The organism is Dactylosporangium sp. NPDC000244, from assembly GCF_040300725.1.
Classification (GTDB): Bacteria; Actinomycetota; Actinomycetes; order Mycobacteriales; family Micromonosporaceae; genus Dactylosporangium.
Genome location: NZ_JBEPEH010000019.1, coordinates 201,273 through 223,681 on the forward strand (window position 1 = coordinate 201,273; position 22,409 = coordinate 223,681).

The following is a 22,409-nucleotide window of genomic DNA, read 5'->3' on the forward strand; positions in this document are numbered from 1 at the left end:
TCGCGGAGGAGACTGGGGGAGTGGCTCAGGTCACTCATGCCCGAAGTGGTACCTCACGGGACGGTTGCGTAAGGATCGGTTCGGGTTTCCGACTCTTTCACTAGTGAGGTGGTCACCGTCATGGCCGAAGACCGCGTCGTCGCCGATATGTGGTTCGACCCGCGCTGCCCGTGGGCCTGGATCACGTCCCGCTGGCTGCTCGAGGTCGAGCAGGTCCGCCCCGTCGACGTCCGATTTCACGTGATGAGCCTCTCGATCCTCAACGAGGGCCGCGACGAGCTGCCGGAGAAATACAAGGAGGGTCTGGCAAAGGGTTGGGGGCCTGTCCGCGTGGCGATCGCCGCCGAGCAGAAGTTCGGCAATGACGTACTTCGTCCGCTTTACACCGCCCTGGGCAACCGGATCCACCACGAGCAGCAGGAGCTCTCCGCCGAGCTGTACCGTTCCGCGCTGGTCGAGGCCGGGCTCCCGGCCGAGCTGGCCGAGTACGCCGAGTCGACCGAGTTCGACGCCCAGCTCCGCGAGAGCCACTTCGCCGGGATGAACCCGGTCGGCATGGACGTCGGCACGCCGGTGATCCACGTGCCGGGCCCGGACGGCGGGATCATCGCCTTCTTCGGCCCCGTCGTCACCCCGCGCCCCAAGGGTGAGGCGGCCGGTCGCCTGTGGGACGGCACGCTCCTGGTCGCGGGCACGCCCGGCTTCTACGAGATCAAGCGCACCCGCGACGTGGGTCCGGTCTTCGACTGAGTAGCCTGGCTACTCGTGCGGCGATTCTTCACACCCCGGTGGGTGCTCGGGCATGTCCTTGCACTCGTCGGGGTGGCCGTCTGCGTGGTCGCTTGTCTGTGGCAGTACCAGCGGGCCACCGCGGGCAACATGCTCAGCTGGGCGTACACGGTGCAGTGGCCGCTCTTCGCGATCTTCGTCGTGTTCCTCTGGGCGCGGGCGATCCGCGACACGCGCGGCACCGTCACGCCGAGGAAACCGGGCCCGCCGCCGCTGCGGCCGATGGTGCCCCGGCCGGCGCCCGTGACCGAGGACGATCCGGAGCTGGCGCAGTACAACCGGATGCTGGCCTGGCTCGCCGCCAACCCCGACCGCCGCCCGAGCGACTTCCGAGGATGAAGCAGATGAATCTGAACCCCGCCCTCGCCCGCTACCGGGTCGTGGCCTGGATCGTCGGCGTGCTGCTGATCGTGCTCACGGTCGGCACCGTGCTCAAGTACGCCACCGACAACGAGACGATCGTGGCCATCGTGGGGCCGGCGCACGGCTTCCTGTACATGGTCTACCTGGTCCTCGCGGCCGACCTCGCCCGCCGGGCGCGCTGGAAGATCGGGTTCACGGTGCTGGTGCTGCTGGCCGGCACGGTGCCGTTGCTGTCCTTCGTCGCCGAGCGTGTGGTGACCCGCCGCGTCCGCGCCGCCCAGGCCCCGGAGCCGGTGCGCACCGCGGCCTGAGCGCGGGCCGCAAGTTTCCTCCCTTCGTGTGCGGGGCACCCTTACTGCACAAGGTGATCGCGCGAAGGGAGCCCGTTGTGGGGATGGAAGTACGGCTTTCGCTCTCCCTGCCACGCGACACCACGACGGTCCCGCTGACCCGGCGCGTGCTCGACGCCGCGCTGGCCGTCTTCGCCGTGACGACCGACTGCCGTGAGGACATCGGCCTGGCCGTCGGCGAGGCGTGCGCCAACGCGGTCCAGCACGCCGAGACCGGCACCGACTACGAGGTGACGGTCACCATCCACGAGGACCGCTGCATCATCGACGTGGTCGACGAGGGCATGGGCCTGGACAGCGCCGCCCCCAAGGACGTCGGACCCGACGCCGAGAGTGGCCGCGGGCTGAAGATCATCCACGCACTGGCCGACATGGTCGAGCTGCGGCGACGCCAGCCGCGCGGGATGGCCCTTCGGATTGTCAAGCTCCTCACCCGGACGACCCCGGCCTTCTCCTAACGGTCCATTGTTCGTGCCAGGTCCGCGACTGAACGCTCGCTCGGGTGCATACCTGTTGTTCTCTGGAATCGCACCCCTGGTGCGTCACCCGAACGGATGGGTGCCGTTGCACCTTGCGACGACACATTCTGGAGAAAGCCGAAGATCATGTCTGAGTCCCGCTGCACCGTCCAGGAACGGACCTGGAAGGACGAGCTGCCCGAGCTGCCCGACGATCTGAGCGCGCTCCTGGCGCCGCCGGTCGTGGTCCGCTTCGACACGGTGGTCTTCCACGCCACCGCTGACGACGCGCACCGGACTGCGGGACTGCTGAACCCCCACGCCGTGGCCACTGTCGCCTGACCTATAGCGTCGTACGCATGACGGTTGCGTACCCGATCGCCCACGCCTGGCTCTCCACCGGAGGGACCGGCGCGCAGAACTACGACGAGTTCGCCGACGACGCGGAGATCACCGCGATCATCGCCGCCAACCCCGCCAGCGCCCTGGCGGTCGAGATGCCGCACCGGGCGCCCGAGAGCGTCGGCCGCCCGTTCCTCGACTGCCTCCCCGACGCCGTCGCGCGCCTGCGCACGGCGAAGGAGGACGGCCACTACGCACCCGCCGCCGACGTCGTGGTGCTCTACCGGATCACGGCGCCGGACGGCGCGCGCGCATATGGCCTGTGGTGCATGGTTGCCACCGACCAGATCTCGACCAGCGCCGACGAGCCCGGCACGGTCATCCGCAACGAGGACGTCTTCATCGAGAAGGTCCGTGAGCGCGTCGCCCTGGCCGAGGCCACCAAGCACCTGCTCTCGCCCGTCCTGCTGCTGCAGACGGCCCACGGGGACGCCCTGCACGCCGCCCTGGCCCAGGCCGTGGCCGACGCCGGTCGCCCCGCCGTGACCGACGTCGACCCGACCGGTCGCGCCCACGAGATCTGGGCCGTCGGCGCCGGCACCACCCGCGACCGCCTCCTGGCCCTCGCGGGCGGTGGCGAGCTCGTCGTGGCCGACGGCAACCACCGCAGCCTCGCGGCCCAGACCGCCGGATACGAGCGCTTCCTCGCGGTCGTGACCACGCCGGAGTCGGTCGCGATCCAGCCGTACAACCGCCTGGTCTCGGATCTCCCGGAGCCCCTGGAAGGCCTGGACCTGGTGCCGATCACCGGCCCCGCGGGCGTCCCGGCCACGGGCGGCCGTGTGCACCTCTACACGCGTGAGGGTGCCTGGTCGGTGAGCCTGCCCCGCACCGAAGGGGCCGGCGTCGTCGAGAACCTCGACCACGCCCTCGTCGAGCGTCGCCTGTTCGCCGAGACGCTGAGCCTCGAGCCCGGGGACAAGCGCATCACGTACGTCGGCGGCGACTACCCCGCCGAGTGGCTGCGCGGCGAGGTCGACGCCGGCCGGGCCGAGCTCGCGGTGCTGATCGCACCGGTGACGGTCGATGACTTCGTGGCGGTCAACCTGGCCCGCCAGAAGATGCCGCGCAAGAGCACCTGGTTCACGCCGAAGGCCCGCGCGGGACTCGTGGTGGCTCAGCTCGATTCGTTCTAGTCACCCGATCGTGGTACACACTAGGCCGCTGAACTTCGGGCCTGGGGTGTGTAGATGCAGATGCAGATCTTCATCGCGGCGATGATCGCCGCGTGCGGAATCGGCGCGTTCGCCGCCGCCGCGCTCGTCTGGGACCGCCGGAGAATCCTGCGCCTCAAGTCGGGCGCGACGGCGGGTTGGGTGTTCGGCCTGGTCGTGCTGGGTGGCGGCTTGCTGGCGGGTTCCTGCCTGGGGCTCATCCGGCTCTGACAGACTGCCGGGTATGCGCGTCTACCTTGGTTCGGACCACGCCGGCTATGAGCTGAAAGTGCACCTGGTCAGCGCTTTGGGGCTGCAGGGCTACGAGGTCGTGGACGTCGGCCCGGCGAAGTACGACCCGGACGACGACTACCCGGTCTTCTGCTTCCACACGGGAGCCCGGGTGGTCGCCGATCCCGACAGCCTCGGCGTGGTGATCGGCGGCTCGGGCAACGGCGAGCAGATCGCCGCGAACAAGGTCCCCGGCGTGCGGGCCGCCCTGGCCTGGAACGTGGAGACGGCCCAGTTGGCCCGCGAGCACAATGACGCGAACATCGTCGCGATCGGCGCGCGCCAGCACACCCTTGACGAGGCGACCACCCTCGTGACGACGTTCCTGTCCACGAAGTTCTCGGGCAACGAGCGCCACGCCCGGCGGATCGCCCAGGTCCTCGAGTACGACAACTCGCGCGTTCTGCCCCCGCTGCCGACGGCCTGAGGTCTGCTCGGGGACATCGGGGGAGCCGGTGTCCCCGAGCAGGGTGCTCAACACTCACTCGGGGTCGAGCGGGACGTCCTCGGGGTTCTTGATCCCAAGCTGGCGGCGAACGGCGATGAACAGGTCTCGCTGCGCCCGCTCCAGCCGCACGGGCGGCGCGAGGCCACCGAACCGGGGATCGGTTTCGTACGGGTCCGGATGTCCTTCTCCCACGACTCGCACGGAGTATGCGTGCCGGAGGACCAGCCGAGCGGTCGACTGGACCTCGCCGGTGCCGAGAATGCGGATCTTCTGCATCAGCCCGCGGAGGCGCTGATGCTCGTCGTCGAGAGCCTTCGCGTGTCCGTCGACGTCCGCGGTGCGCTCATGGCCTTCCGCGAGATGACGGAGGCGCCGAGCGCTGTCCATGAAGTCGGCCACGACCGTGTACAGCGAAGAGTCCCACCGGATGCTTCGAGACTTGCGCTCCTTGACCGTCTCGTTGATGAACGCGGGCAGAAAGCCGATGACCGCGCCGACCACGACGGGTGCCAGCGCCTTGATCCAGTCCACCGCGTGACGCTAGCAGTCGATGCCTACGGCATCCATGATCTTCGTGCTGTGGGCTACGAGGTGGGGGAGCGGCGGCCCGGGCGCGTCAGCTCCTCGCGCGGCACCCAGCCCCGCCGGATGATCTGCAGGTCCCGCTCCGCCGCCGCAATATCCGCCTCCGTCGGACGGGCAGCATCGCGGGCGCGCAGGGCCGCCGACACCGAGACCTGCGACGCGCCGCCGCCGACCAGGCCGCGCAGGCCCCGCTCCGACACCACCTCGTCGTGGTGATGGTGGTGATGATGCTGCGGGTGGTGGTCATCGTGCGTGTTGGGGTTGTGCGGGTGGGGGTGATGCTCGTCCTCGTGGGCCGGCGCCGCCTCGGCCGGCTCCGGGTCGTGCACCGCGGCGGTCATCGCGAAGGTGCCCGACAGCTCCGCCAGGTGGTGTGGCGAGGGCGGGCGGGGCACGGCGGGCTTGGGCGGCTCCTCGGCCGCGGGCGCCGGCTCTTCAGCCGCCGGCGACTCGGGGGGCGTCTGGGTCACCGGTTGATGTTGCCGCATGCGGCGCCGCCGGCGCTGGATCCCTCCCATGAACCGAATCTACCGCCTGCGGCCCCGCCCGCCGAGGGATCAGAAGATTTCGATCGAGTACGGGGCGATCGGCCAGCTGAAGGCGGTGCTGGCCGCGGCCACCGCGGTCGGGCGGTGCTCCGTCACCCGGCCCGACAGGTGCAGGGCGCCCAGCCGGGTGCCGCCCATGTAGGCCGCGCCCAGCTCCTTGATCCCGAGCGTGAAGTCCGGGTCGCCGTCGGCCCTGGTGCAGGTGACCAGGGCACCGCCGGCGCCGGCGCGCAGGCGCCAGCGGCCCGCGTTGGCCGGGAGGAGCTCGTCGGTCACCTCGAAGACGACGTCCAGCGGGGCGGCGTACTTGCGCGCCGCCAGCGCCCGCGGCAGGTCCACGATGCGCACCCAGAGGCCGTCGCCGGCCTTGGCGCCCAGGTGCCTCGGCTCGTCGACGAGGTGGAAGAGCGGGTCGTCGGCGCTGGTCATGCCCTGGACCAGGGTGCGGGCGAGGTCGATGCGCAGCAGGAAGCGGTAGAGCTCGGCGTAGGCCGCGGGCGTCCCGGCCACCACCTCGATGACGTTGACCTCCTGCTTCGGGCCGTTGTCGTCCCAGGTGCCGCGGATCCGGTACCGGGCGAAGCCCTCGATCGCCCCGTCGCCGTTCTCGTACAGCACCGCGCGGGCCCGGGTGGCGCCGCCGCGCTCGGATTCCGGGTCCGAGGTCAGGTGCCGCCACCAGTGCTCGTCGCGGCTCGACCAGCCCGGCTTGCCGGGGAACACGCGCGAGTACACCTCGGAAAGCTCCTTGATGAGCTCCGCCGGGTTGCCCGAGCGCAGGGTGCCGGGCGCCGGCGGGGCCGTGATCGAGAGCTCCCGGCGGTCGGCGCGCATGGTGACGTTCTGGGCGGCGAGGCCGTAGCCGAACCGCGGGTAGATGCGGCCCTCCGACGCCCACAGCGTCGCCACGGCCTCGGGCGCGGTCGTCAGCTGGGCGGTCATCATGCGGCTGAGCAGGCCCTTGCGGGTGTGCACCGCGGACACCGCGACGCCGGTGACGTGCGCGGCCGGGATCACCGCGCCCGGCACCGCGAGGTCCCGCGTGAAGACGCCCGCGGCCGCCACGACCTGCCCGTCGTGCTCGACCAGGTGGGTCCGCGCCGGCTCGAAGACCAGCCGGTACGTGCTCTCGGGGTCGAAGTCGGCGGCGGCCGCGAACGCCTCGCGGCGCAGGCGCGCGAGCGCGGGGAGTTCGTCGGCGCCGGTGGTGCGCAGGACATAGTCGCTCATCGGTTGTGTCTACCTCGTGACCTCCGGTCAGCGCGACCGATTTGCTCGCTCGTTACTCTCGAAACCGTATGGGGGCGGCAAAACAATGCTGGGGGGAGCGACACGATGACGCAGGGTGCGTTGCTGGACCTGGTTTGCGGTCCGGCGAGCCCTTTGCCCGAGACGTTCCAGCGGTACCGCCTGGTTGCCCATCTGGGCTCGGGCGGGCAGGCGGACGTGTACCGCGCGGTGCGCGTCGCCGGCGGGGTGACCTCGGCGCCGATGACCGTGAAGGTCTTCCGCGTCGACCCGCAGCGCCCGATCGCCGACGAGCTGCGCTCGTGGGACAAGGGCGACGCCGCGCTCATGGACCTCAACAACCGCGGGGTCCCCGGCATCTGCCGGCGGGCCGACGGGTTCTACGGGCCGCCGCCGCACCGCCCCGGGGAGCGCCCGGCGCCGGGCGACGCGGTGCCGTACCAGGTCTATGACTATCTGCACGGCGTCAACCTGCGCGAATACGTGGTGCAGCGCTCCGGGGCGAACCCGGCCGGTCGGCGCCTCAACGCCGTCTCCGCCCTGAAGACGCTCGCCGTCGTGCTGTCGAACCTGCACGACCCGCAGGAGCCGGGCGCGACCCCGGTGCTGCACATGGACGTGAAGCCGTCCAACCTGATGGTGCTGGCCACCGGCGAGGTGCGCCTGATCGACTTCACCGGGGCGCGGTACTACCGCGAAGAGGAGATCACCCAGATCGCCTACACCCCGGAGTCGGGCGGCCCGGAGGCGTTCGGCGGGGTGAAGTACGTCGGACCGGCGTACGACGTGCACGGCTTCGGCGCGGTCGCGTACTTCATGGTCACCGGCGCCTACCCGCGCGTCGACGGCCGCAGCGACCAGGGCGGCCCGCCGGACGCGTCGCCGCCGCCGTGGAGCGTGCTGCGCCGCCACCCGCTGCTTGAGCGCATCCCGGCCCTGCGCGACCACCTGCACGCGCCGCTCGCCGACCGGCCGTCCGACCGGCCGCAGACCCGCGAGCTGCAGTCGTGGCTCGCCTATCTGGCCGACCTCGTGCGCCGCTCCGGCCTGCCCGACGTGGGCTGCGACTGGCACGAGCCGGAGGCGGGCGAGACGGGCCGGGTGGTCGGGCGGGCCCGTCCGTCCGTCAGCGGCACCGAGACCGACGCCGCCCAGCGCATCGAGCGTCTCGAGCGCGAGCTCGTCGCCATGCGCACCGGCGTCGCCCCGCCGACCGCGTACCACCAGGAAGTCCCGCCGCCGGTCTCCGCACCCCCCGTCTCGGGTGCGCCGGTCTCACATGGAGGTGTCGCCGTGAACGCCGACGGAGTGCCGCAGATGCGCGGACGGGCCAAGGTCGTCCCGCGGCCCGCCCCGGAGCCGACGGGCGTGATGGACTTCGAGCCGCAGGAGCAGCAGCCGCGGTACTCTCCTCCGCGCGGCGAGCGCGCCCGGCAGCTCAAGCTCGGGTGGGAGTACACCGGCACCGGCGCGGTCATCGCGTTCATCTGCTGGGGCCTGTGGGCGCTGGACAGCGAGGGCAGCCTCAACGGGCCCTTCATCGCCTTCCTGGTCGTGCTCGCCGTGGCCGTGGGCGTGTTCGCGCTGGCGCGGCTGCTCGGCCGGCTCATCATCGAGCAGCGCCTCGGCCGCTCGCGGCGCTCCGCCCGCGGCGCCCACGCGATCACCGGGCTCTTCCTGGCCGTGGCGGGCATCGCCTACCTGCGCGAGGTCAGCGGGGCGGTCAAGGTCTACCACTGGGTGAAGGACCTCATCGGGTGAGGTTCTGGCGCCGCCGCAAGCCCTCCGCCGGGTCGCCGACCGGCCCGCTGGAGGGGCTCGTCAACTTCCGTGACCTCGGCGGCATGCCGGCGGACGGCGGCACCGTGCGCACGGGCGTGCTGTTCCGCAGCGACTCCCTCGCCTACGCCACCCGGGCCGACGCCGACCGCCTGGTCCGCGACCTCGGCCTGTCCACCGTGATCGACCTGCGCGGGGAGTACGAGGTGTCGCAGCTCGGCCGCGGCCTGCTCTCGGACACCGCGGTCGAGTACTACCCGGCCCCGATCGCGGACGTCAGCGGGGCCGAGGATCTCGTCGGGCACTACGTGGCGATGCTCACGGAGAAGGGCCCGGTGCTCGCGGGCACCGTCCGGCTGCTCTCCTGCGCCGGCACGCTCCCGGCCGTCTTCCACTGCGAGGCCGGCTGTGACCGCACCGGGGTGCTGGCCGCGGTCGTGCTCGGGCTGCTCGGCGTGCCTGAGGACGCGATCGCGGCGGACTACGCGGCCACGGCGGCCGCGATGCCGACGATCCACGAGCGCGTGGCCGTCGTCGTGGACCGGCTCGGGCTGCCGCCGCGGCCGGTGGAGGTGCCGGCCTGGGAGCCCGAGGCGGCGCTGATGGCCAAGATGCTCGACGTGGTGCGGGAGCGCTGGGGCGACATGGAGGGGTGGGCGCTCTCCTATGGGCTGACGCAGGACGAGCTCGCCGCCCTGCGTCAGAACCTGATCCTGGCCTGATAGCCCCCGGTTGGTCCGGATATGTCGGGCGCTCCGCGCCACGACATATCAGATTTATCGCCCGACAGGTCATATGTCCGAAAAGTCGTGGCGCGGAGCGCCCGACTTTTCGTCGCACCTACACCGGAACGGCCTGAGCCGCGGGAACAGGACGAGCGTTCAGTAGCGCCGTGTAGTCGCGCTGGGCCGCGTCCAGCAGACCCCGCCAGGCGTCCTCGCCGACCGGGAGGCGAACGGGCCGCTCGTCCGCCGCGATGTACCGCAGCACCGCGGCCGCGAACACCTCCGGCGGGCTGGACATCGGCAGCGACTTCAGCGCCCGCAGGCCGGCCCGCATCGGCTCGGTGACGCCCGAGTACGCCGAGACGTGCTCCGCGGACTCGGTGAGTGACGAGCCCCACTCGGTCGCGAACATCCCGGGCTCGACCGCGGTCACGTGCACCCCGCTCCCGGCGAGCTCGAGCGCGAGCGTCTCGACGAGCCCCTCGAGGGCGAACTTCCCGACCGCGTACGCCCCGAGGCCCGGCATCGCCATCCGCCCCGCCATCGAGGACACCATCACGATGTCGCCGAAGCCCTGGGCGCGCATGAGCGGCAGCACCATCCGGGTGAGCCGCCACGGCGCGACGAGATTGACCGCCAGCTGCGCCTCCAGCTCGGCGTCGGTGACCTCCTCGACGGCCCCGAAGTGCCCGATGCCGGCGTTGTTGACCAGCACGTCCACGCCGCCGTAGCGGGCCAGGGCCGCGTGCACGGCGTTGTGGCAGTCGTCGGGGTCGCGGACGTCGAGGACGCAGGTGGCGAGCGTTCTGGGGTACCGGTCCCGCAGCTCCTCGAGCACCTCGGGACGGCGAGCGGTGGCCAGCACCTGCTGTCCGGAGGCGGCGACCGCCTCGGCCAGCGCGCGTCCCAGGCCGGTGGAGCAACCAGTGATCAACCAGCGACGAGTCATGTTCGACATAGTGACTCTCAGTATCCGCCGACCAACAGTCCGAGAAACGTGAATGACAATCATTCAGCGGCCATTTCCGTCGTTCGTGTCGGCCCGGCATCCGGCCGTACAGTTGCGGCGTGCGCTCGCTGGCGGAGCTGATCTCCGACGACCGGTCCGCCTGGGCCGAGATCGAGGCGGCGGTGTCCGGCTCGCCGTATGCGGTCGAGCTTCTGCCCGCCGACCCCGACCACGCGGCCGCGTGCCTGCACCGGCTCCAGGTCGCCACCACCTCCTGGCTGGGCGCGCTCGTCTACGGCACCGGCGGCCTGATCGTCGACGGCGGCTGGCTGCGCGTGCTCGGCTCCGGCCACCCGCGCCGCCGCCTGGCCGACATCCACGAGGTCAACGCGACCTTCGAGGCCGCGGGGCTGGTCGTGGCCCAGGACATTCTCGGCGGCGAGTTCGTGTGGCGGCAGGGCGAGTCCGGCAAGCGACCCACCATCCACTACTTCGCCCCCGACACGCTGGGCTGGGAAGACCTCACGCTCGGCTACACCGACTGGCTCTTCGCGATGCTCGGCGGCGCCGCCGACCAGTTCTACCTGAGCTCGCGCTGGCCCGGCTGGCGCGACGAGGTGGCGGCCTGCCCGCTCGACGCCGGCATCCACACCGCGCCGCCGCTGTTCACGAAGGAGGGCCGCGACCTCGACAGCGTCAGCCGCCGTCCGATCGCGATGGCCGAGCTGGTCGGCTACAAGCACGACATGGCCGACCAGCTGGGCGCATGAGGCTCGCGCGCAACGACACCGGAGGCTCCGGCCCCGCGATCGTGCTGGTGCACGGCGGCGGGAGCGGGCGCGGCACCTGGGACGCGTTCACCGGCGAGCTCGCGGGCTGGCGGGTCGTCGCCCCGGACCTGCGGGGGCACGGGGAGAGCCCGCGCTGTGCGGAGTACACCCTGGAATGTCACGCCGACGACGTGGCCGGCCTGCTCGACGAGCTCGACCTCGACGCGCCCGTGCTCGTCGGCCACAGCCTGGGCGCCTTCGCGGCCTCGCTGGTCGCGCAGCGCCATCCGGACCGGGTCGCCCGCCTGGTGCTCGAGGACCCGCCGGCCCCGCCCCGCGACGGCGTGCGCGCCGGGGGCTTCTCGCGCGCCCGGCTGGCCGTGTCCGCCCTGGCCGGCGGCCTGTCCCGGCGCAGCTTCGACCGCAACGCGCTGATGTCGGCCATCCATCAGCTCCGCGAGCCGAATCCGTCCTGGTGGGCCGGGTTGGAAAAGATTCAGGCGCCTTCATTGGTACTGTCGGGAGGCCCCAAGAGCCACATCCCGCCCGCGCGCCTCGCGTCGGTGGCCGCGGCGATCCCGGCCGCCGAGCTGGTCACGATCCCGGTGGGGCACCGCATCCACAGCACCGCGCTGCCCGAGTTCACGACCGCGGTCAAAGCATTTCTGAGCTGACGGTCCGGATTGGCGCGGCGGCTCCGACGTAGCCCGCGCAGACACCCGAACCGAAGGGGCAACCGTGAAGTACATGATTCTCAGCTACGCCTCCCAGCGCGACTACGACGCGATGGCCGGCCGGCCCGGCGAGACGCCGTGGAAGCCGGAGGACTTCGCCGCCATGGGCCAGTTCATGGCCGAGTTCAACCAGGAGCTCGAGGCAAGCGGCGAGCTCGTCGAGACCCGCGCCCTGGACGCGCCGGTGCACACGCGCCGGGTGGGCGGCGCGCCGGCGCTCGTCACCGACGGCCCGTACGCGGAGACGCAGGAGGTCCTCGCCGGCTACTGGATCGTGGAGTGCGACAGCTTCGACCGCGCCACCCAGATCGCCAAGCGCCTCGGCGAGTGCCCGGCCCCGCCGGAGGTGGCCGCGAGCGCGTACGCCGACGTGCGCCCGATCGTCGAGTCCTCCGGCGAGCTCGGCTTCTGATCCCTTGAGCGGGACGCAGCGCGGGGGCGGCGCCTGGTCCGGCTCGGACCAGGCGCTGCTGCGCGAGCTCGCGCCGCAGGTCCTCGGCGCGGTGGTGCGGCGGTACGGGCACTTCGACACCGCCGAGGACGCGGTGCAGGAGGCGCTGCTGGCCGCCGCCCGGCAGTGGCCGCACGACCCGCCGGCCGACCCGCGCGCCTGGCTCATCACGGTCGCCGCGCGCCGCCTCACCGACCTGCTGCGCGCTGACCAGGCTCGCCGGCGCCGGGAGGAGACGGTGTTCCGGCTGGCGCATGAGGTACAGCCGGAAATCGCGCAGACCGATGACTCTCTGGTCCTGCTGTTCATGTGCTGCCACCCCGCGCTCGGGCCCGACGCGCAGCTGGCGCTCACCCTGCGGGCGGTCGGCGGCCTGAGCACCGCCGAGGTGGCGCGCGCGTTCCTCGTCCCCGAGGCGACGATGACGAGGCGCATCACCCGCGCCAAGCAGCGCATCAAGGCCAGCGGGCTGCCCTTCGCCCCGCCGCCCCCGGCCGATCGGGCTTCAAGGACGGCAGTCGTACTCCACGTGCTGTACCTGATCTTCAACGAGGGCTACGCCGCCACGCGGGGCGAGGCCCTCCAACGCCCGGACCTGGCCGCCGAGGCCATCCGCCTGACCCGGCTCGTCCATCGCCTGCTGCCCGACGACCTGGAGGCGGCCGGTCTGCTGGCCCTGATGCTCCTGACGGACGCCCGCCGCGAGGCCCGCACCGCGCCCGACGGCTCCCTGGTGCCGATGGCCGAGCAGGACCGCACCCGGTGGAACGCCGAGCAGATCGCCGACGGCGTCGCCTTGATCACCGCGACCCTTCCCCGCGGCGTGCCCGGCCCCTACCAGCTCCAGGCCGCGATCGCCGCGCTGCACGACGAGGCCCCGACCGCCGCGGAGACGGACTGGCCCCAGATCGTGGCCCTGTACGAGCTCCTGCAGCGCCGCGCCCCCGGCCCGATGGTGGCCCTGAACCACGCGGTGGCGGTGGCCATGGCCCGCGGCCCGCTGGCCGGCCTCCCGCTGCTGGACGCCCTGACGTCGCTGGACGCCGACCACCGCCTGCACGCCGTGCGCGCCCACCTGCTGGAGATGTCGGGCGACCACGCCGCGGCCCGGGAGTCGTACCTGCGCGCGGCCTCGCTCGCCGGCACCCTGCCCCAGCGGCGCTACCTGAACGCCCGGGCCGGACGAATTCCGGATTCGAGGGCATGATCCGGGCGTTTCCCCAGGTCATTTCCTTGATCCGGCCCTTCTTCGAACTGATGTTCGATTAGTGTCAGTGGTCATGACGGAAACCTGTTCGGCCACGAAGACCACGACGACGGCAACGGGCGACGTGGAGGTCCGCTGCACCAAGCCGGCCGGCCACGAGTCGGCCCACGAGGCCAGGCTGGGCGCCTTCCCCATCCGCTGGCGTCAGACCTCATAGGTCTCCGCCATCTCGGGCGACTCGCGCGGCAGAATCCCGTCCACGAGCAGAAACGGCGTGCCGGCCACATCGTGCACGGTGAGGATCGACAGCGCCACGCTGAGTGGGTACGGCAGGGCCAGCGCCGCCGTCTCCGCTCCCGTCGTCAGCCGCGCTCCGAAGCGCTCGACCACGCGATGCGCCCGCCGCCCGTGCGTCGATTCGAGTTGCTCGAGCAGCCCCCTCGCATGGGCGAGACGCACGGGCGTGAAGGCGGTGGTGAGCGCCAGCGGCCGAGCCTTGATCAGCGTGAGCCGGTAGCGGGCGGCGAACACGGTCGCCCCGGCGGGCAGCCCGAGCAGGGCCGCGACGCGCGGGACGGCCGGCAGCAGCCTGCTGCCGAGACACTCGCCGTGGCGGTCGGCCTGGAGCAGGTACTGCACCCGCCGCGGCAGGGCCGCGAAGGTCGTCATGGGCCGCCCGAGCACGATGCGGCCCTTACCCTGCACGCCACGCACCCAGCCCTGATGGCGCAGGTGCCGCAGCGCGCGGACAACGGTGGAACGGGACGTTCGGAACTCGTGCGTGAGCTCGGCCTCGCTGGGCATGAGCGCCCCGACGGCGAGCACTCCGCGCTCGATGCGGTCCTGCAGGGCGAACACGATCTCGGCGTACTTCGAATCCACGGCGGCGCGAACCCTTCCGGGACTGGGGGTCTGCGAGCCGCCATCCCGGAGCGTACTGACGCCCCACGATCTCGATCGAATATCGACGCGTTGCCTGGTCAGGCCCTGTTTGCGGCGCAACCACCGTCACCGGGAACGCCGGTTTCCGATCGCGCGCTTTCGCCGCGCTTGCCCGGCCGGTTCAACCTGTAGACCTGCTCGCCGATCCGTTCCGGCTGCGCCCGGTCAGGATCCACCAATGCCGATCCGCCGAGCGCCTCGTGTCTGAACCGGAACGCCCGTCCTGCATGGGGCCGCGATCGATGACAACACCAAAATCGGCCAGGCGCCGGCGGGGGACACTGCGCGGTGGACATGCGGACGGTGGGCATCGGAGGGTGCCTCGAGCCGCAACGCGTGGGCCGAGTCGGCGCTGACGGCGTTGCGCCGGAAGGACGGCTATCCCGTCCCGACGCCAGCTCAGGTCGCGGTGTTCTCCACGCAGATCACGACGGCGTGCGAGCCGGTCTCCGGAGTCACGGGTGGCCGAGATTGCCGCCACGTTGTACCTGATGAACCGCTGAGTCGGCGCGGCGGCTGCCGTGCCGCGCCGAAACCACGGCGCGATGGGCAAGATGCCGGGGTGGCCGAGCCAAACGTCATCGCGCACCTCCCACGTCAGGTCGGAGGTGCGCGATGATCGGCAGTTATGGCAGGGCGACCTTCGCGCCGCGCGAGAACAGCGAGTCGTGGAGTTCCAGGGTGACCAGCTTGACGTTGGCGGCGACGTCGAACACGACGACGACGCTGACCTGATTCCCCGGGTTGATCTTCTCCAGGAAGGACTCGCCATTGGGGTTGGCGTACAGGCCGGCGACCCCGTCGGTTTCGTACCGGGCGCCAGCGGCGTCGTAGGCGACGACGTTGCTGTCGTCGAAGGTGCGGGCGTCGTTACCGATGTTCTTGACCTGCAAGGTGATCTGGCAGAAGCGGCCCTGCGCCTTCTGTCCCGCGATCTGGGTCTTGCCGCAGTCGGGGCCCTTCGTCACCGCGAACTCGAACTTGCCATCACGGACCGCACTGCCGGCCCCCGCCACGTCGGGGGTTTTCGCCGGGGCTGCAGCCGTGGTCTTCGCCTTCGCCGCCGGGGCCTGACTGCTGCCACCCGAACTGCTGCCGTCCGGTGCGGCAGCGAGCGGCTGATTGTCGGCGGCCTGCTTGTCGGGCTTCTTGTCGTCAGACGTGGCGACCAGCGCGATCCCGCCGAGGCAGCACAGTGCGATGACGCCCCCGATGACGATTCCGACGATGGCGCCTGCGGACAGGCCCTTCTTCCTCGGCGGGGGCGGAAACGGCGGCGGCGTCAGCGGGCCGGTGGCGGGGAATCCGCTGGTGGGCGGATAAAAGCCAGGCGGCTGCGGTCGCTGGATTGGGCCGGGGGCGGGCTGGCGGGGGTCGGGGTAGGTCATATGGACGGCTCCACGGGTGGTGCGGGCCGCGCCACCGGAACTCGTCATGACGACGGCCGGGGACGCACGAACGCAAGCTGACGTGCTACCCGCTGTAGGGTGCCGACTCCTGCACGTGTCCGCCATAGGCCGCCGGAGCCGCCGATTCGATCCGATCGGGCGTCACTCGCCGTACGCAAGTTGCCTGATTCCGGCATTGACGATCTTCGCCGGGTGGGCCTTGTGTGCTCCGAGGTTCCGGCCAGGTTCGGGACCAGCGTCGAGGCCATGGAGTGGCTCTGAGGATCCTCAATGCGCTGCGGACTGGTTACTCGGTGTTGCAATGGGATTACTCGTGGCGGCGGGCTTGGCGCATCTCTCGATCTCCGGCGCTTTGCGCGGCGGATCGGGATTGTGGTCCAAGTGTGACGGTGGGCTCGCGAGGAAGTTGCTATTCGCGGTGCCGAAGTGACTCTGGGTGAAGTTGAGCGTCTTGGGTGGATGAGGGCGCGGTGGTTTTCTGGGTGGTGATCGTCGGGCTCGCGGTGGGCGGCGGGCAGCAGGAAGTACCAGAGCCGCTGGGTGAAGGCGAGAACTTCTGGATCCCTCAGGCGCTTGGTGCGGTCTTGAGGGGGTCTGGGTGGAGCGAAGCTCCCCCAGGGAAGGAGGTAGAGAGCGGGCGAGGAGAATCGAACTCCCACCGTCAGTTTGGAAGACTGAAGCTCTGCCATTGAGCTACGCCCGCATGCGGCCCCGCGGAACGGGGCTGCGACCACCAGAGTACCGAATCCCCCCGCGCCGGGTCAGTGGTGGGGGTCCACGGTGTGCGACACCGGCATACCGACCGGCGAGGTCTCCGGCGGAGCGCATACACTTGCCGACGCACACCACCGGGGTGTAGCGCAGTTTGGTAGCGCACTCGCTTTGGGAGCGAGGGGCCGTGGGTTCAAATCCCGCCACCCCGACCGGGAACAACGACGTAGCGCAGCCGCCAGTCCAACCAGTCCGTAGTAACGAGGGAGAAAGTTCTGTGAAGAGCACCGTCGAGACCCTGAGCCCGACTCGCGTGCGGCTCGAAATCGAGGTGCCGTTCGCCGAGCTCGAGTCGAGCCTCAAGAAGGCGTACCGGGAGATCGGGTCGCAGGTCAACATCCCCGGGTTCCGTCGGGGCAAGGTGCCCACCGCCGTCATCGACCAGCGGGTCGGGCGCGGGGCCGTGCTGAACGAGGCCGTGCAGGAGGTCATTCCGACCCAGATCCTGGCCGCGGTCCGTGAGCACGAGGTGAAGACGCTCGGGCGGCCCGAGGTCGAGATCACCGAGTTCGCCGACGGGCAGCCGCTGAAGTTCACGGCCGAGGTCGACGTTCGGCCGCAGATCACCCTGCCCGACATGAGCGAGATCACCGTCACGGTCGACGCGCTCGCCGTGTCCGACGACGACGTCGACGAGCAGCTCAAGGGGCTGCGCGACCGGTTCGCGACGCTCAAGACCGTCGAGCGGACCGCGGTGGCCGGCGACTACGTGCAGATCGACCTCGTCGCGAAGGTGGACGGCGAGGAGGTGCCCGGCGGCAGCGCGACCAACGTCTCGCACGAGGTCGGCTCCGGCCAGCTGGTTCCGGGCCTCGACGACGTGCTCGTGGGCATGGGCGCCGGCGACTCGACGACGTTCACCACGCAGCTGGTGGGCGGGGAGTTCGAGGGCCGCGACGCCGAGGTGTCGGTGACCGTGAAGTCGGTCAAGGACAAGCAGCTGCCCGAGGTGGACGACGAGTTCGCGCAGCTCGCGAGCGAGTTCGACACGCTCGACGAGCTCAAGGACGACCTGCGCACGCGCCTGACGCGGGTGAAGCGCATGGAGCAGCTCTACTCCGCTCGTGACCTCGCGCTGAAGGCGGTCATCGACGCGACCGACGTCCCCGCGCCCGAGGGCGTGGTGAAGGACGAGGTGGAGTCGCGCAAGGAGTCGATGAACGACCAGCTCCAGCGGATCGGGGCCTCGTTCGACGACTACCTGCAGACCGAGGGCAAGACCGAGGAGGAGATGGACGCCGAGCTCAACGAGGCGGCCGTCGAGGGCGTGAAGGTCCAGCTGGTGCTCGACACCCTGGCCGACGCCGAGGATGTCCAGGTCAGCGACGACGAGTTCGGGCACGAGATCGTGCACCGGGCGCAGCGCGCGGGGATGGGCCCCCAGCAGTACTACGACCAGCTGGTCCAGGCCGGCGTGGCCGGTGCGGTCTTCGGTGACGTGCGCCGCGGCAAGGCGCTCGGGATCGTGCTCGAGCGGGTGAAGATCGTCGACAGCGAGGGTGCCGAGCTCAGCCTCGACGACCTGCGCGGCGCGGCCGACGACCACGAAGGTCACGATCACGGGGATCACGAGGGTCACAACCACTAACGTTGTAGGCCGGGGCAAAAGCCCCGGCCTTCACCACGGTGCGCTCATAGCGAAATGCGGTGAGCACGGGAAGCTGCGGCCCCCCACACCGGTTAGGGTCGGCAAGTACAAGACTCTTGCGAAGGGCTGCCATGACCGACCTGCATATTCCAGCGTCGCCATTCAGTCCCGCGCCCCAGGGGCGCGGTAGGGGCGCGGACACGAGCCTGACGCTCGACGACTCGGTGTTCAACCGGCTGCTCAAGGAACGCATCATCTTCCTTGGCAGCGAAGTCAACGACCAGGTCGCCAACCGGATCTGCGCCCAGATGCTGCTGCTCGCCGCCGAGGACGACGAGCGCGACATCTGGCTTTACATCAACTCGCCCGGTGGCTCCGTCTACTCGGGCATGGCGATCTACGACATCATGCAGTTCGTCACCAACGACGTGGCGACTGTGGCGATGGGTATGGCCGCCTCGATGGGCCAGCTCCTGCTGTGCGCCGGGGCGCCGGGCAAGCGCATGGCGCTGCCGCACGCGCGGATCATGATGCACCAGCCGTCCGGCGGCATCGGGGGCACGGCCTCCGACATCGCCATCCAGGCCGAGCAGATGCTCTACACGAAGCGCATGTTCCAGGAGCGCGTGTCGTTCCACACCGGTCAGTCGCTCGAGCAGATCGAGTCCGACTCCGACCGCGACCGCTGGTTCACCGCCGAAGAGGCGCGAGACTACGGCTTCATCGACAAGGTGATCACCGGGGCCCAGCAGGCTCCGGAAGGCGCCGGAACCCTGGCCTGAGGAGCGAAGCCATGACCGATCTGAGCCTGCCCCCGGCGCTGCGCGAGGTGCACAACCGCTACATCCTGCCGTCCTACGTCGAGCGGACGTCCTACGGCATCAAGGAGACCAACCCGTACAACAAGCTGTTCGAGGACCGGATCATCTTCCTCGGCGTGCAGATCGACGACGCGTCGGCCAACGACGTGATGGCGCAGCTGCTGACGCTGGAGAGCACGGAGCCGGACCGGGACATCACGCTCTACATCAACTCGCCCGGCGGCTCGTTCACGGCCATGACGGCGATCTACGACACCATGCTCTACGTCCGGCCCGACATCCTCACGGTGTGCCTGGGCCAGGCGGCGAGCGCGGCCGCGGTGCTGCTCGCGGCGGGCACGCCGGGCAAGCGCCTCGCGCTGCCCAACTCGCGCATCATCATCCACCAGCCGGCCACCGAGGGCGGCTACGGGCAGGGCTCGGACATCGAGATCCAGGCTCGGGAGATCATGCGCATGCGGACCCAGCTCGAGGAGATGGTGTCGCGGCACACCGGCCAGCCGGTCGAGAAGGTCCGCAAGGACATCGACCGTGACAAGATCCTCACGGCGGACGAGGCCAAGGAATACGGCCTGGTCGACAACGTGCTGGTCAGCCGGAAGAAGTCGAGCCTCGTGGCGTCGGGCAGCTGACGGCTCTGCGTGCAACACCCATCGGCTCGCCCTAACCTGGAGGTTGGGCGGGCCGATGGAGTGTCGGGCGGATGTCGTCGGGAGGCCGGCCCAAAAAGACACCCCCTCGTAGGGGGTCGGAATACGGGCGACCACCAGGTAACGTCGAGGCAGTAGCCAGCGTGAGGCGGGAACGCGCACGCGGCGAGCAGATGCGATCCGGACGTAGGGTCCGGCCGAAGGCAGGGAGATCGTAGGTGGCACGGATCGGCGACGGCGGCGACCTACTGAAGTGCTCCTTCTGCGGCAAGTCGCAGAAGCAGGTGAAGAAGCTGATCGCCGGGCCCGGCGTCTACATCTGCGACGAGTGCATCGATCTCTGCAACGAGATCATCGAGGAAGAGCTGGCGGAGTCGGGCGACGTCAAGTTCGACGAGCTGCCGAAGCCGATGGAGATCTGCGCCTTCCTCGATCAGTACGTCGTCGGCCAGGACCAGGCCAAGAAGGCGCTTGCGGTGGCGGTCTACAACCACTACAAGCGGGTGCAGGCGGAGTCCGGCGGCAACTCGGGCGGCGACGGCGTCGAGCTGGCGAAGTCCAACATTCTGCTCATCGGCCCCACGGGCTGCGGCAAGACGCACCTGGCCCAGACGCTCGCGCGGATGCTCAACGTGCCGTTCGCGATCGCCGATGCCACGGCGCTCACCGAGGCGGGATACGTCGGCGAGGACGTCGAGAACATCCTGCTGAAGCTGATTCAGGCCGCGGACTACGACATCCGCCGCGCCGAGACCGGCATCGTCTACATCGACGAGGTCGACAAGATCGCGCGCAAGTCGGAGAACCCGTCGATCACGCGAGACGTCTCCGGCGAGGGTGTGCAGCAGGCGCTGCTGAAGATCATCGAGGGCACGGTCGCCAACGTCCCGCCGCAGGGCGGACGCAAGCACCCGCACCAGGAGTTCATCCAGATCGACACGTCCAACGTGCTGTTCATCTGCGGTGGCGCCTTCGCCGGCCTCGACCGGATCGTGCAGCAGCGGGTCGGCAAGGGCGGCACGGGCTTCGGCGCCAACCTCCGCTCGATCACCGACCGGACGGCCGACGACGCCTTCAGCGATGTGATGCCCGAGGACATGCTCAAGTTCGGCCTGATCCCCGAGTTCATCGGGCGGCTGCCGGTCATCACGAGCGTGAAGAGCCTCGACCGCGACGCGCTGGTGAAGATCCTGACCGAGCCGCGCAACGCGCTCGTCCGGCAATACCAGCGGCTGTTCGAGCTGGACGGGGTGGAGCTCGAGTTCGCCCCGGAGGCCCTGGAGTCGATCGCGGACCAGGCCATCCTGCGCGGCACCGGCGCCCGCGGACTGCGGGCCATCATGGAGGAGGTTCTGCTCTCCGTGATGTACGAGGTGCCGAGCAACCCCAACATCGCCCGGGTGCTCATCACCCGCGAGGTGGTGCTGGAGAAGGTGATACCGACCATCGTGCCGCGGGACCTGGCCGCCCACCGGGTCGGTCGTCGACGCGCGGACCGCGAGGAGAAGTCGGCGTAGCCTGGCGCCTATGCGCGTAGCGGTATGTCAGCTCAATGCCCGCGACAACCGGGCTGAGAACCTCAAGACGGCCCGAACGCTCCTCCAGCGGGCATCCGATGGGGGAGCGGATCTGGCGGTCCTCCCGGAATACGTGGACTACCTCGGGCGCGGCCACTCGGCTCCGGCGCCCGAGCCCGTCGACGGGGAGTTCGCCGCGTTCTTCGCCGACGCCGCGCGGGAACTCGGGATGTGGGTCCACGCCGGCTCGTTCCACGAGACCGGACCCGACTCCGAGCACACGTACAACACATCGCTTGTCTTCGATCGATCCGGCACACTTGCCGCGACCTATCGAAAGATCCACCTCTATGACGTCGAGATCCCCGGACGCGTCTCATACCGGGAGTCCGCGACCGTCGCACCGGGGGAGTCGACGAGCACCGTCGATGTCGAGCAGATCCGACTAGGCCTGTCGATCTGTTACGACCTGCGATTTCCTGAGTTGTACCGTCAACTCGCGATCGACGGCGCCACAGTCCTCGTGGTTCCGGCCGCGTTCATGCTCCACACCGGACGGGACCACTGGGAGGTTCTGCTCCGCGCGCGAGCCATCGAAAACCAGTGCTACGTGCTCGCCTCCGGGCAGATCGGCAACCACGATCCGGACCGCACCTGTTTCGGCCGCAGCATGATCGTGGATCCGTGGGGGACGGTCGTCGCCCAGGCCCCCGATGCCGCCGGCGTGACCATCGCCGAGCTCGACCTCGACCGGCTCGCCGAGATCCGCGAAACGCTCCCGAGCCTCGCCAACCGCCGGCTCTGAACGGCCCCGGATCCCTTCTGCGGTGCCGATTTGACTCGGTCGGCACCGGGTCCGTAAGGTTCTCCAAGTCCGAGGGGATGGGCGGAAACGCCCGGTTCGTCGGATTAGTACCACCAGGGCGGTGCGGGAAGCGATTTGCGAACGCGAAGCCGACCGGGTAAGGTACTCCAGCCGGTAGGAAACCGGGCGAGTTCGCAAGAGCTGGCCGGTCTACCGAAACCCCGAGCAGATCTGGCGCCGGAAACGGCGCGGATGGCCTGTGCGGGGGAAACGTTCCAGACGGTCAACAAGCGGAAAACGCGGACTTGACAGAACGGAACGGGCTGGTAAAGTAAACGGGCCGGGAACGAGCCGGGCGGGCCAAGCGAGCGACAAGCTCCCAAGTGCCGGCCGGTGTAACCGGACCTTCCGAAACAAGATCACCGGAGACGGTGGCCTTGCTATGCTCGGAAAAACCGCTCAACGTTCTAGAGTTCGGACACGGACTTGACAACGGCGAGCGATCTGGTAAAGTGGAGAAGTTGCCCCGGGCGGGACACGCAAGCGATTGCGGGCCTCGACGGTGTGTGTTGGTTGTTTGAGAACTCAACAGGGTGCTTGTTAAGCCAGTGCCAAATGATTATTACCCCGTGGCATGGGCGCGCTTCTTCGGGAG

26 protein-coding genes and 2 tRNA genes are annotated in these 22,409 nt (G+C 70.2%); 21 read left to right on the forward strand and 7 right to left on the reverse strand.

What is annotated here, in order from left to right; genetic code table 11:
- Positions 1-120: 120 nt before the first annotated feature.
- The 8 genes from ABT369_RS27165 (at position 121) to ABT369_RS27200 (ending at position 4,234) form a co-directional block, all read left to right on the forward strand.
- A complete protein-coding gene (locus ABT369_RS27165; protein WP_350616032.1) occupies positions 121-750 on the forward strand; it encodes a mycothiol-dependent nitroreductase Rv2466c family protein in 630 nt (209 codons plus the stop codon).
- A gap of 15 nt (positions 751-765) precedes the next feature.
- On the forward strand, positions 766-1,128 hold the full coding sequence (locus ABT369_RS27170) for a hypothetical protein (RefSeq protein WP_350616033.1): 363 nt from the start codon (positions 766-768) through the stop codon (positions 1,126-1,128).
- A gap of 11 nt (positions 1,129-1,139) precedes the next feature.
- The gene (locus tag ABT369_RS27175; RefSeq protein WP_350616069.1) at positions 1,140-1,463 is read left to right on the forward strand and encodes a DUF3817 domain-containing protein; all 324 of its coding nucleotides are present in this window, start codon (positions 1,140-1,142) and stop codon (positions 1,461-1,463) included.
- A gap of 83 nt (positions 1,464-1,546) precedes the next feature.
- Positions 1,547-1,960: an ATP-binding protein gene (locus tag ABT369_RS27180; protein ID WP_350616035.1), complete on the forward strand. Its 414-nt coding sequence runs from the start codon at positions 1,547-1,549 to the stop codon at positions 1,958-1,960.
- Between the two features lie 147 nt (positions 1,961-2,107).
- A complete protein-coding gene (locus tag ABT369_RS27185) occupies positions 2,108-2,302 on the forward strand; it encodes a hypothetical protein (protein ID WP_350616036.1) in 195 nt (64 codons plus the stop codon).
- A gap of 17 nt (positions 2,303-2,319) precedes the next feature.
- Complete coding sequence (locus ABT369_RS27190) at positions 2,320-3,498, forward strand: DUF1015 family protein (RefSeq protein WP_350616038.1); 1,179 nt, start codon at positions 2,320-2,322, stop codon at positions 3,496-3,498.
- 54 nt (positions 3,499-3,552) lie between these two features.
- Positions 3,553-3,747: a hypothetical protein gene (locus ABT369_RS27195; protein WP_350616040.1), complete on the forward strand. Its 195-nt coding sequence runs from the start codon at positions 3,553-3,555 to the stop codon at positions 3,745-3,747.
- A 13-nt stretch (positions 3,748-3,760) separates the two neighbouring features.
- Positions 3,761-4,234 carry a ribose-5-phosphate isomerase gene (locus ABT369_RS27200; protein ID WP_350616042.1) on the forward strand — a complete coding sequence of 158 codons (474 nt, stop codon included), beginning with the start codon at positions 3,761-3,763 and terminating at the stop codon, positions 4,232-4,234.
- Positions 4,235-4,288: 54 nt separating this feature from the next.
- Here the strand turns inward: ABT369_RS27200 and ABT369_RS27205 are convergent, their stop codons facing one another.
- The 3 genes from ABT369_RS27205 to ABT369_RS27215 form a co-directional block, all read right to left on the reverse strand.
- The gene (locus ABT369_RS27205; protein ID WP_350616044.1) at positions 4,289-4,786 is read right to left on the reverse strand and encodes a hypothetical protein; all 498 of its coding nucleotides are present in this window, start codon (positions 4,784-4,786) and stop codon (positions 4,289-4,291) included.
- 53 nt (positions 4,787-4,839) lie between these two features.
- Entirely contained in the window at positions 4,840-5,310 is a 471-nt protein-coding gene (locus ABT369_RS58020; protein WP_502891826.1) for a hypothetical protein, read from the reverse strand.
- 87 nt (positions 5,311-5,397) lie between these two features.
- Complete coding sequence (locus tag ABT369_RS27215) at positions 5,398-6,618, reverse strand: GNAT family N-acetyltransferase (RefSeq protein WP_350616045.1); 1,221 nt, start codon at positions 6,616-6,618, stop codon at positions 5,398-5,400.
- 105 nt (positions 6,619-6,723) lie between these two features.
- Between ABT369_RS27215 and ABT369_RS27220 the strand changes: the two genes are divergently transcribed.
- Together ABT369_RS27220 and ABT369_RS27225 are read left to right on the forward strand one after the other, a co-directional pair.
- Positions 6,724-8,397, forward strand: a complete 1,674-nt coding sequence (locus ABT369_RS27220) for a protein kinase domain-containing protein (protein WP_350616046.1) — start codon at positions 6,724-6,726, stop codon at positions 8,395-8,397.
- Positions 8,394-9,137, forward strand: coding sequence for a tyrosine-protein phosphatase (locus ABT369_RS27225; protein ID WP_350616048.1), 744 nt, complete (start codon positions 8,394-8,396; stop codon positions 9,135-9,137). Before ABT369_RS27220 ends, ABT369_RS27225 begins: the two co-directional genes overlap by 4 nt.
- A 118-nt stretch (positions 9,138-9,255) precedes the next feature.
- Here ABT369_RS27225 and ABT369_RS27230 read toward each other — a convergent pair whose 3' ends face one another.
- Positions 9,256-10,089, reverse strand: a complete 834-nt coding sequence (locus ABT369_RS27230) for an SDR family oxidoreductase (protein ID WP_350616049.1) — start codon at positions 10,087-10,089, stop codon at positions 9,256-9,258.
- A 119-nt stretch (positions 10,090-10,208) separates the two neighbouring features.
- Here ABT369_RS27230 and ABT369_RS27235 point away from each other — a divergent pair, with 119 nt between their 5' ends.
- From ABT369_RS27235 to ABT369_RS27255, 5 genes are all read left to right on the forward strand, one after another.
- Positions 10,209-10,859: a DUF2625 family protein gene (locus ABT369_RS27235; RefSeq protein WP_350616050.1), complete on the forward strand. Its 651-nt coding sequence runs from the start codon at positions 10,209-10,211 to the stop codon at positions 10,857-10,859.
- Entirely contained in the window at positions 10,856-11,533 is a 678-nt protein-coding gene (locus tag ABT369_RS27240; protein ID WP_350616052.1) for an alpha/beta fold hydrolase, read from the forward strand. The genes ABT369_RS27235 and ABT369_RS27240 overlap by 4 nt, the downstream gene beginning before the upstream one ends.
- A 73-nt stretch (positions 11,534-11,606) precedes the next feature.
- Positions 11,607-12,005, forward strand: a complete 399-nt coding sequence (locus ABT369_RS27245; protein WP_350616071.1) for a YciI family protein — start codon at positions 11,607-11,609, stop codon at positions 12,003-12,005.
- 4 nt (positions 12,006-12,009) lie between these two features.
- Positions 12,010-13,251 (forward strand): RNA polymerase sigma factor, encoded by a 1,242-nt coding sequence (locus ABT369_RS27250; protein ID WP_350616053.1) that lies wholly within the window; start codon positions 12,010-12,012, stop codon positions 13,249-13,251.
- A gap of 73 nt (positions 13,252-13,324) precedes the next feature.
- Positions 13,325-13,468 (forward strand): hypothetical protein, encoded by a 144-nt coding sequence (locus tag ABT369_RS27255; RefSeq protein ID WP_350616054.1) that lies wholly within the window; start codon positions 13,325-13,327, stop codon positions 13,466-13,468.
- Here the strand turns inward: ABT369_RS27255 and ABT369_RS27260 are convergent.
- From ABT369_RS27260 to ABT369_RS27270, 3 genes are all read right to left on the reverse strand, one after another.
- On the reverse strand, positions 13,456-14,133 hold the full coding sequence (locus tag ABT369_RS27260; RefSeq protein ID WP_350616055.1) for a GntR family transcriptional regulator: 678 nt from the start codon (positions 14,131-14,133) through the stop codon (positions 13,456-13,458). The two genes, ABT369_RS27255 and ABT369_RS27260, sit on opposite strands and share 13 nt — an antisense overlap.
- Before the next feature lie 686 nt (positions 14,134-14,819).
- Positions 14,820-15,581, reverse strand: a complete 762-nt coding sequence (locus tag ABT369_RS27265) for a DUF4352 domain-containing protein (protein WP_350616056.1) — start codon at positions 15,579-15,581, stop codon at positions 14,820-14,822.
- 653 nt (positions 15,582-16,234) lie between these two features.
- Positions 16,235-16,305 (reverse strand) — tRNA-Gly (locus ABT369_RS27270).
- Between the two features lie 146 nt (positions 16,306-16,451).
- On the opposite strand from ABT369_RS27270, the gene ABT369_RS27275 reads away from it, so the two are divergent.
- The 6 genes from ABT369_RS27275 (at position 16,452) to ABT369_RS27300 (ending at position 21,754) form a co-directional block, all read left to right on the forward strand.
- Positions 16,452-16,525: transfer RNA gene (locus ABT369_RS27275), tRNA-Pro, on the forward strand.
- 65 nt (positions 16,526-16,590) lie between these two features.
- On the forward strand, positions 16,591-17,961 hold the full coding sequence (tig, locus tag ABT369_RS27280; protein WP_350616057.1) for a trigger factor: 1,371 nt from the start codon (positions 16,591-16,593) through the stop codon (positions 17,959-17,961).
- A 131-nt stretch (positions 17,962-18,092) separates the two neighbouring features.
- Positions 18,093-18,743 (forward strand): ATP-dependent Clp protease proteolytic subunit, encoded by a 651-nt coding sequence (locus ABT369_RS27285; RefSeq protein WP_350616059.1) that lies wholly within the window; start codon positions 18,093-18,095, stop codon positions 18,741-18,743.
- Between the two features lie 11 nt (positions 18,744-18,754).
- Complete coding sequence (locus ABT369_RS27290) at positions 18,755-19,414, forward strand: ATP-dependent Clp protease proteolytic subunit (RefSeq protein ID WP_350616060.1); 660 nt, start codon at positions 18,755-18,757, stop codon at positions 19,412-19,414.
- A 236-nt stretch (positions 19,415-19,650) separates the two neighbouring features.
- A complete protein-coding gene (gene clpX, locus ABT369_RS27295; protein ID WP_350616061.1) occupies positions 19,651-20,949 on the forward strand; it encodes an ATP-dependent Clp protease ATP-binding subunit ClpX in 1,299 nt (432 codons plus the stop codon).
- A 10-nt stretch (positions 20,950-20,959) separates the two neighbouring features.
- On the forward strand, positions 20,960-21,754 hold the full coding sequence (locus ABT369_RS27300; protein WP_350616062.1) for a carbon-nitrogen hydrolase family protein: 795 nt from the start codon (positions 20,960-20,962) through the stop codon (positions 21,752-21,754).
- Positions 21,755-22,409 lie beyond the last annotated feature (655 nt).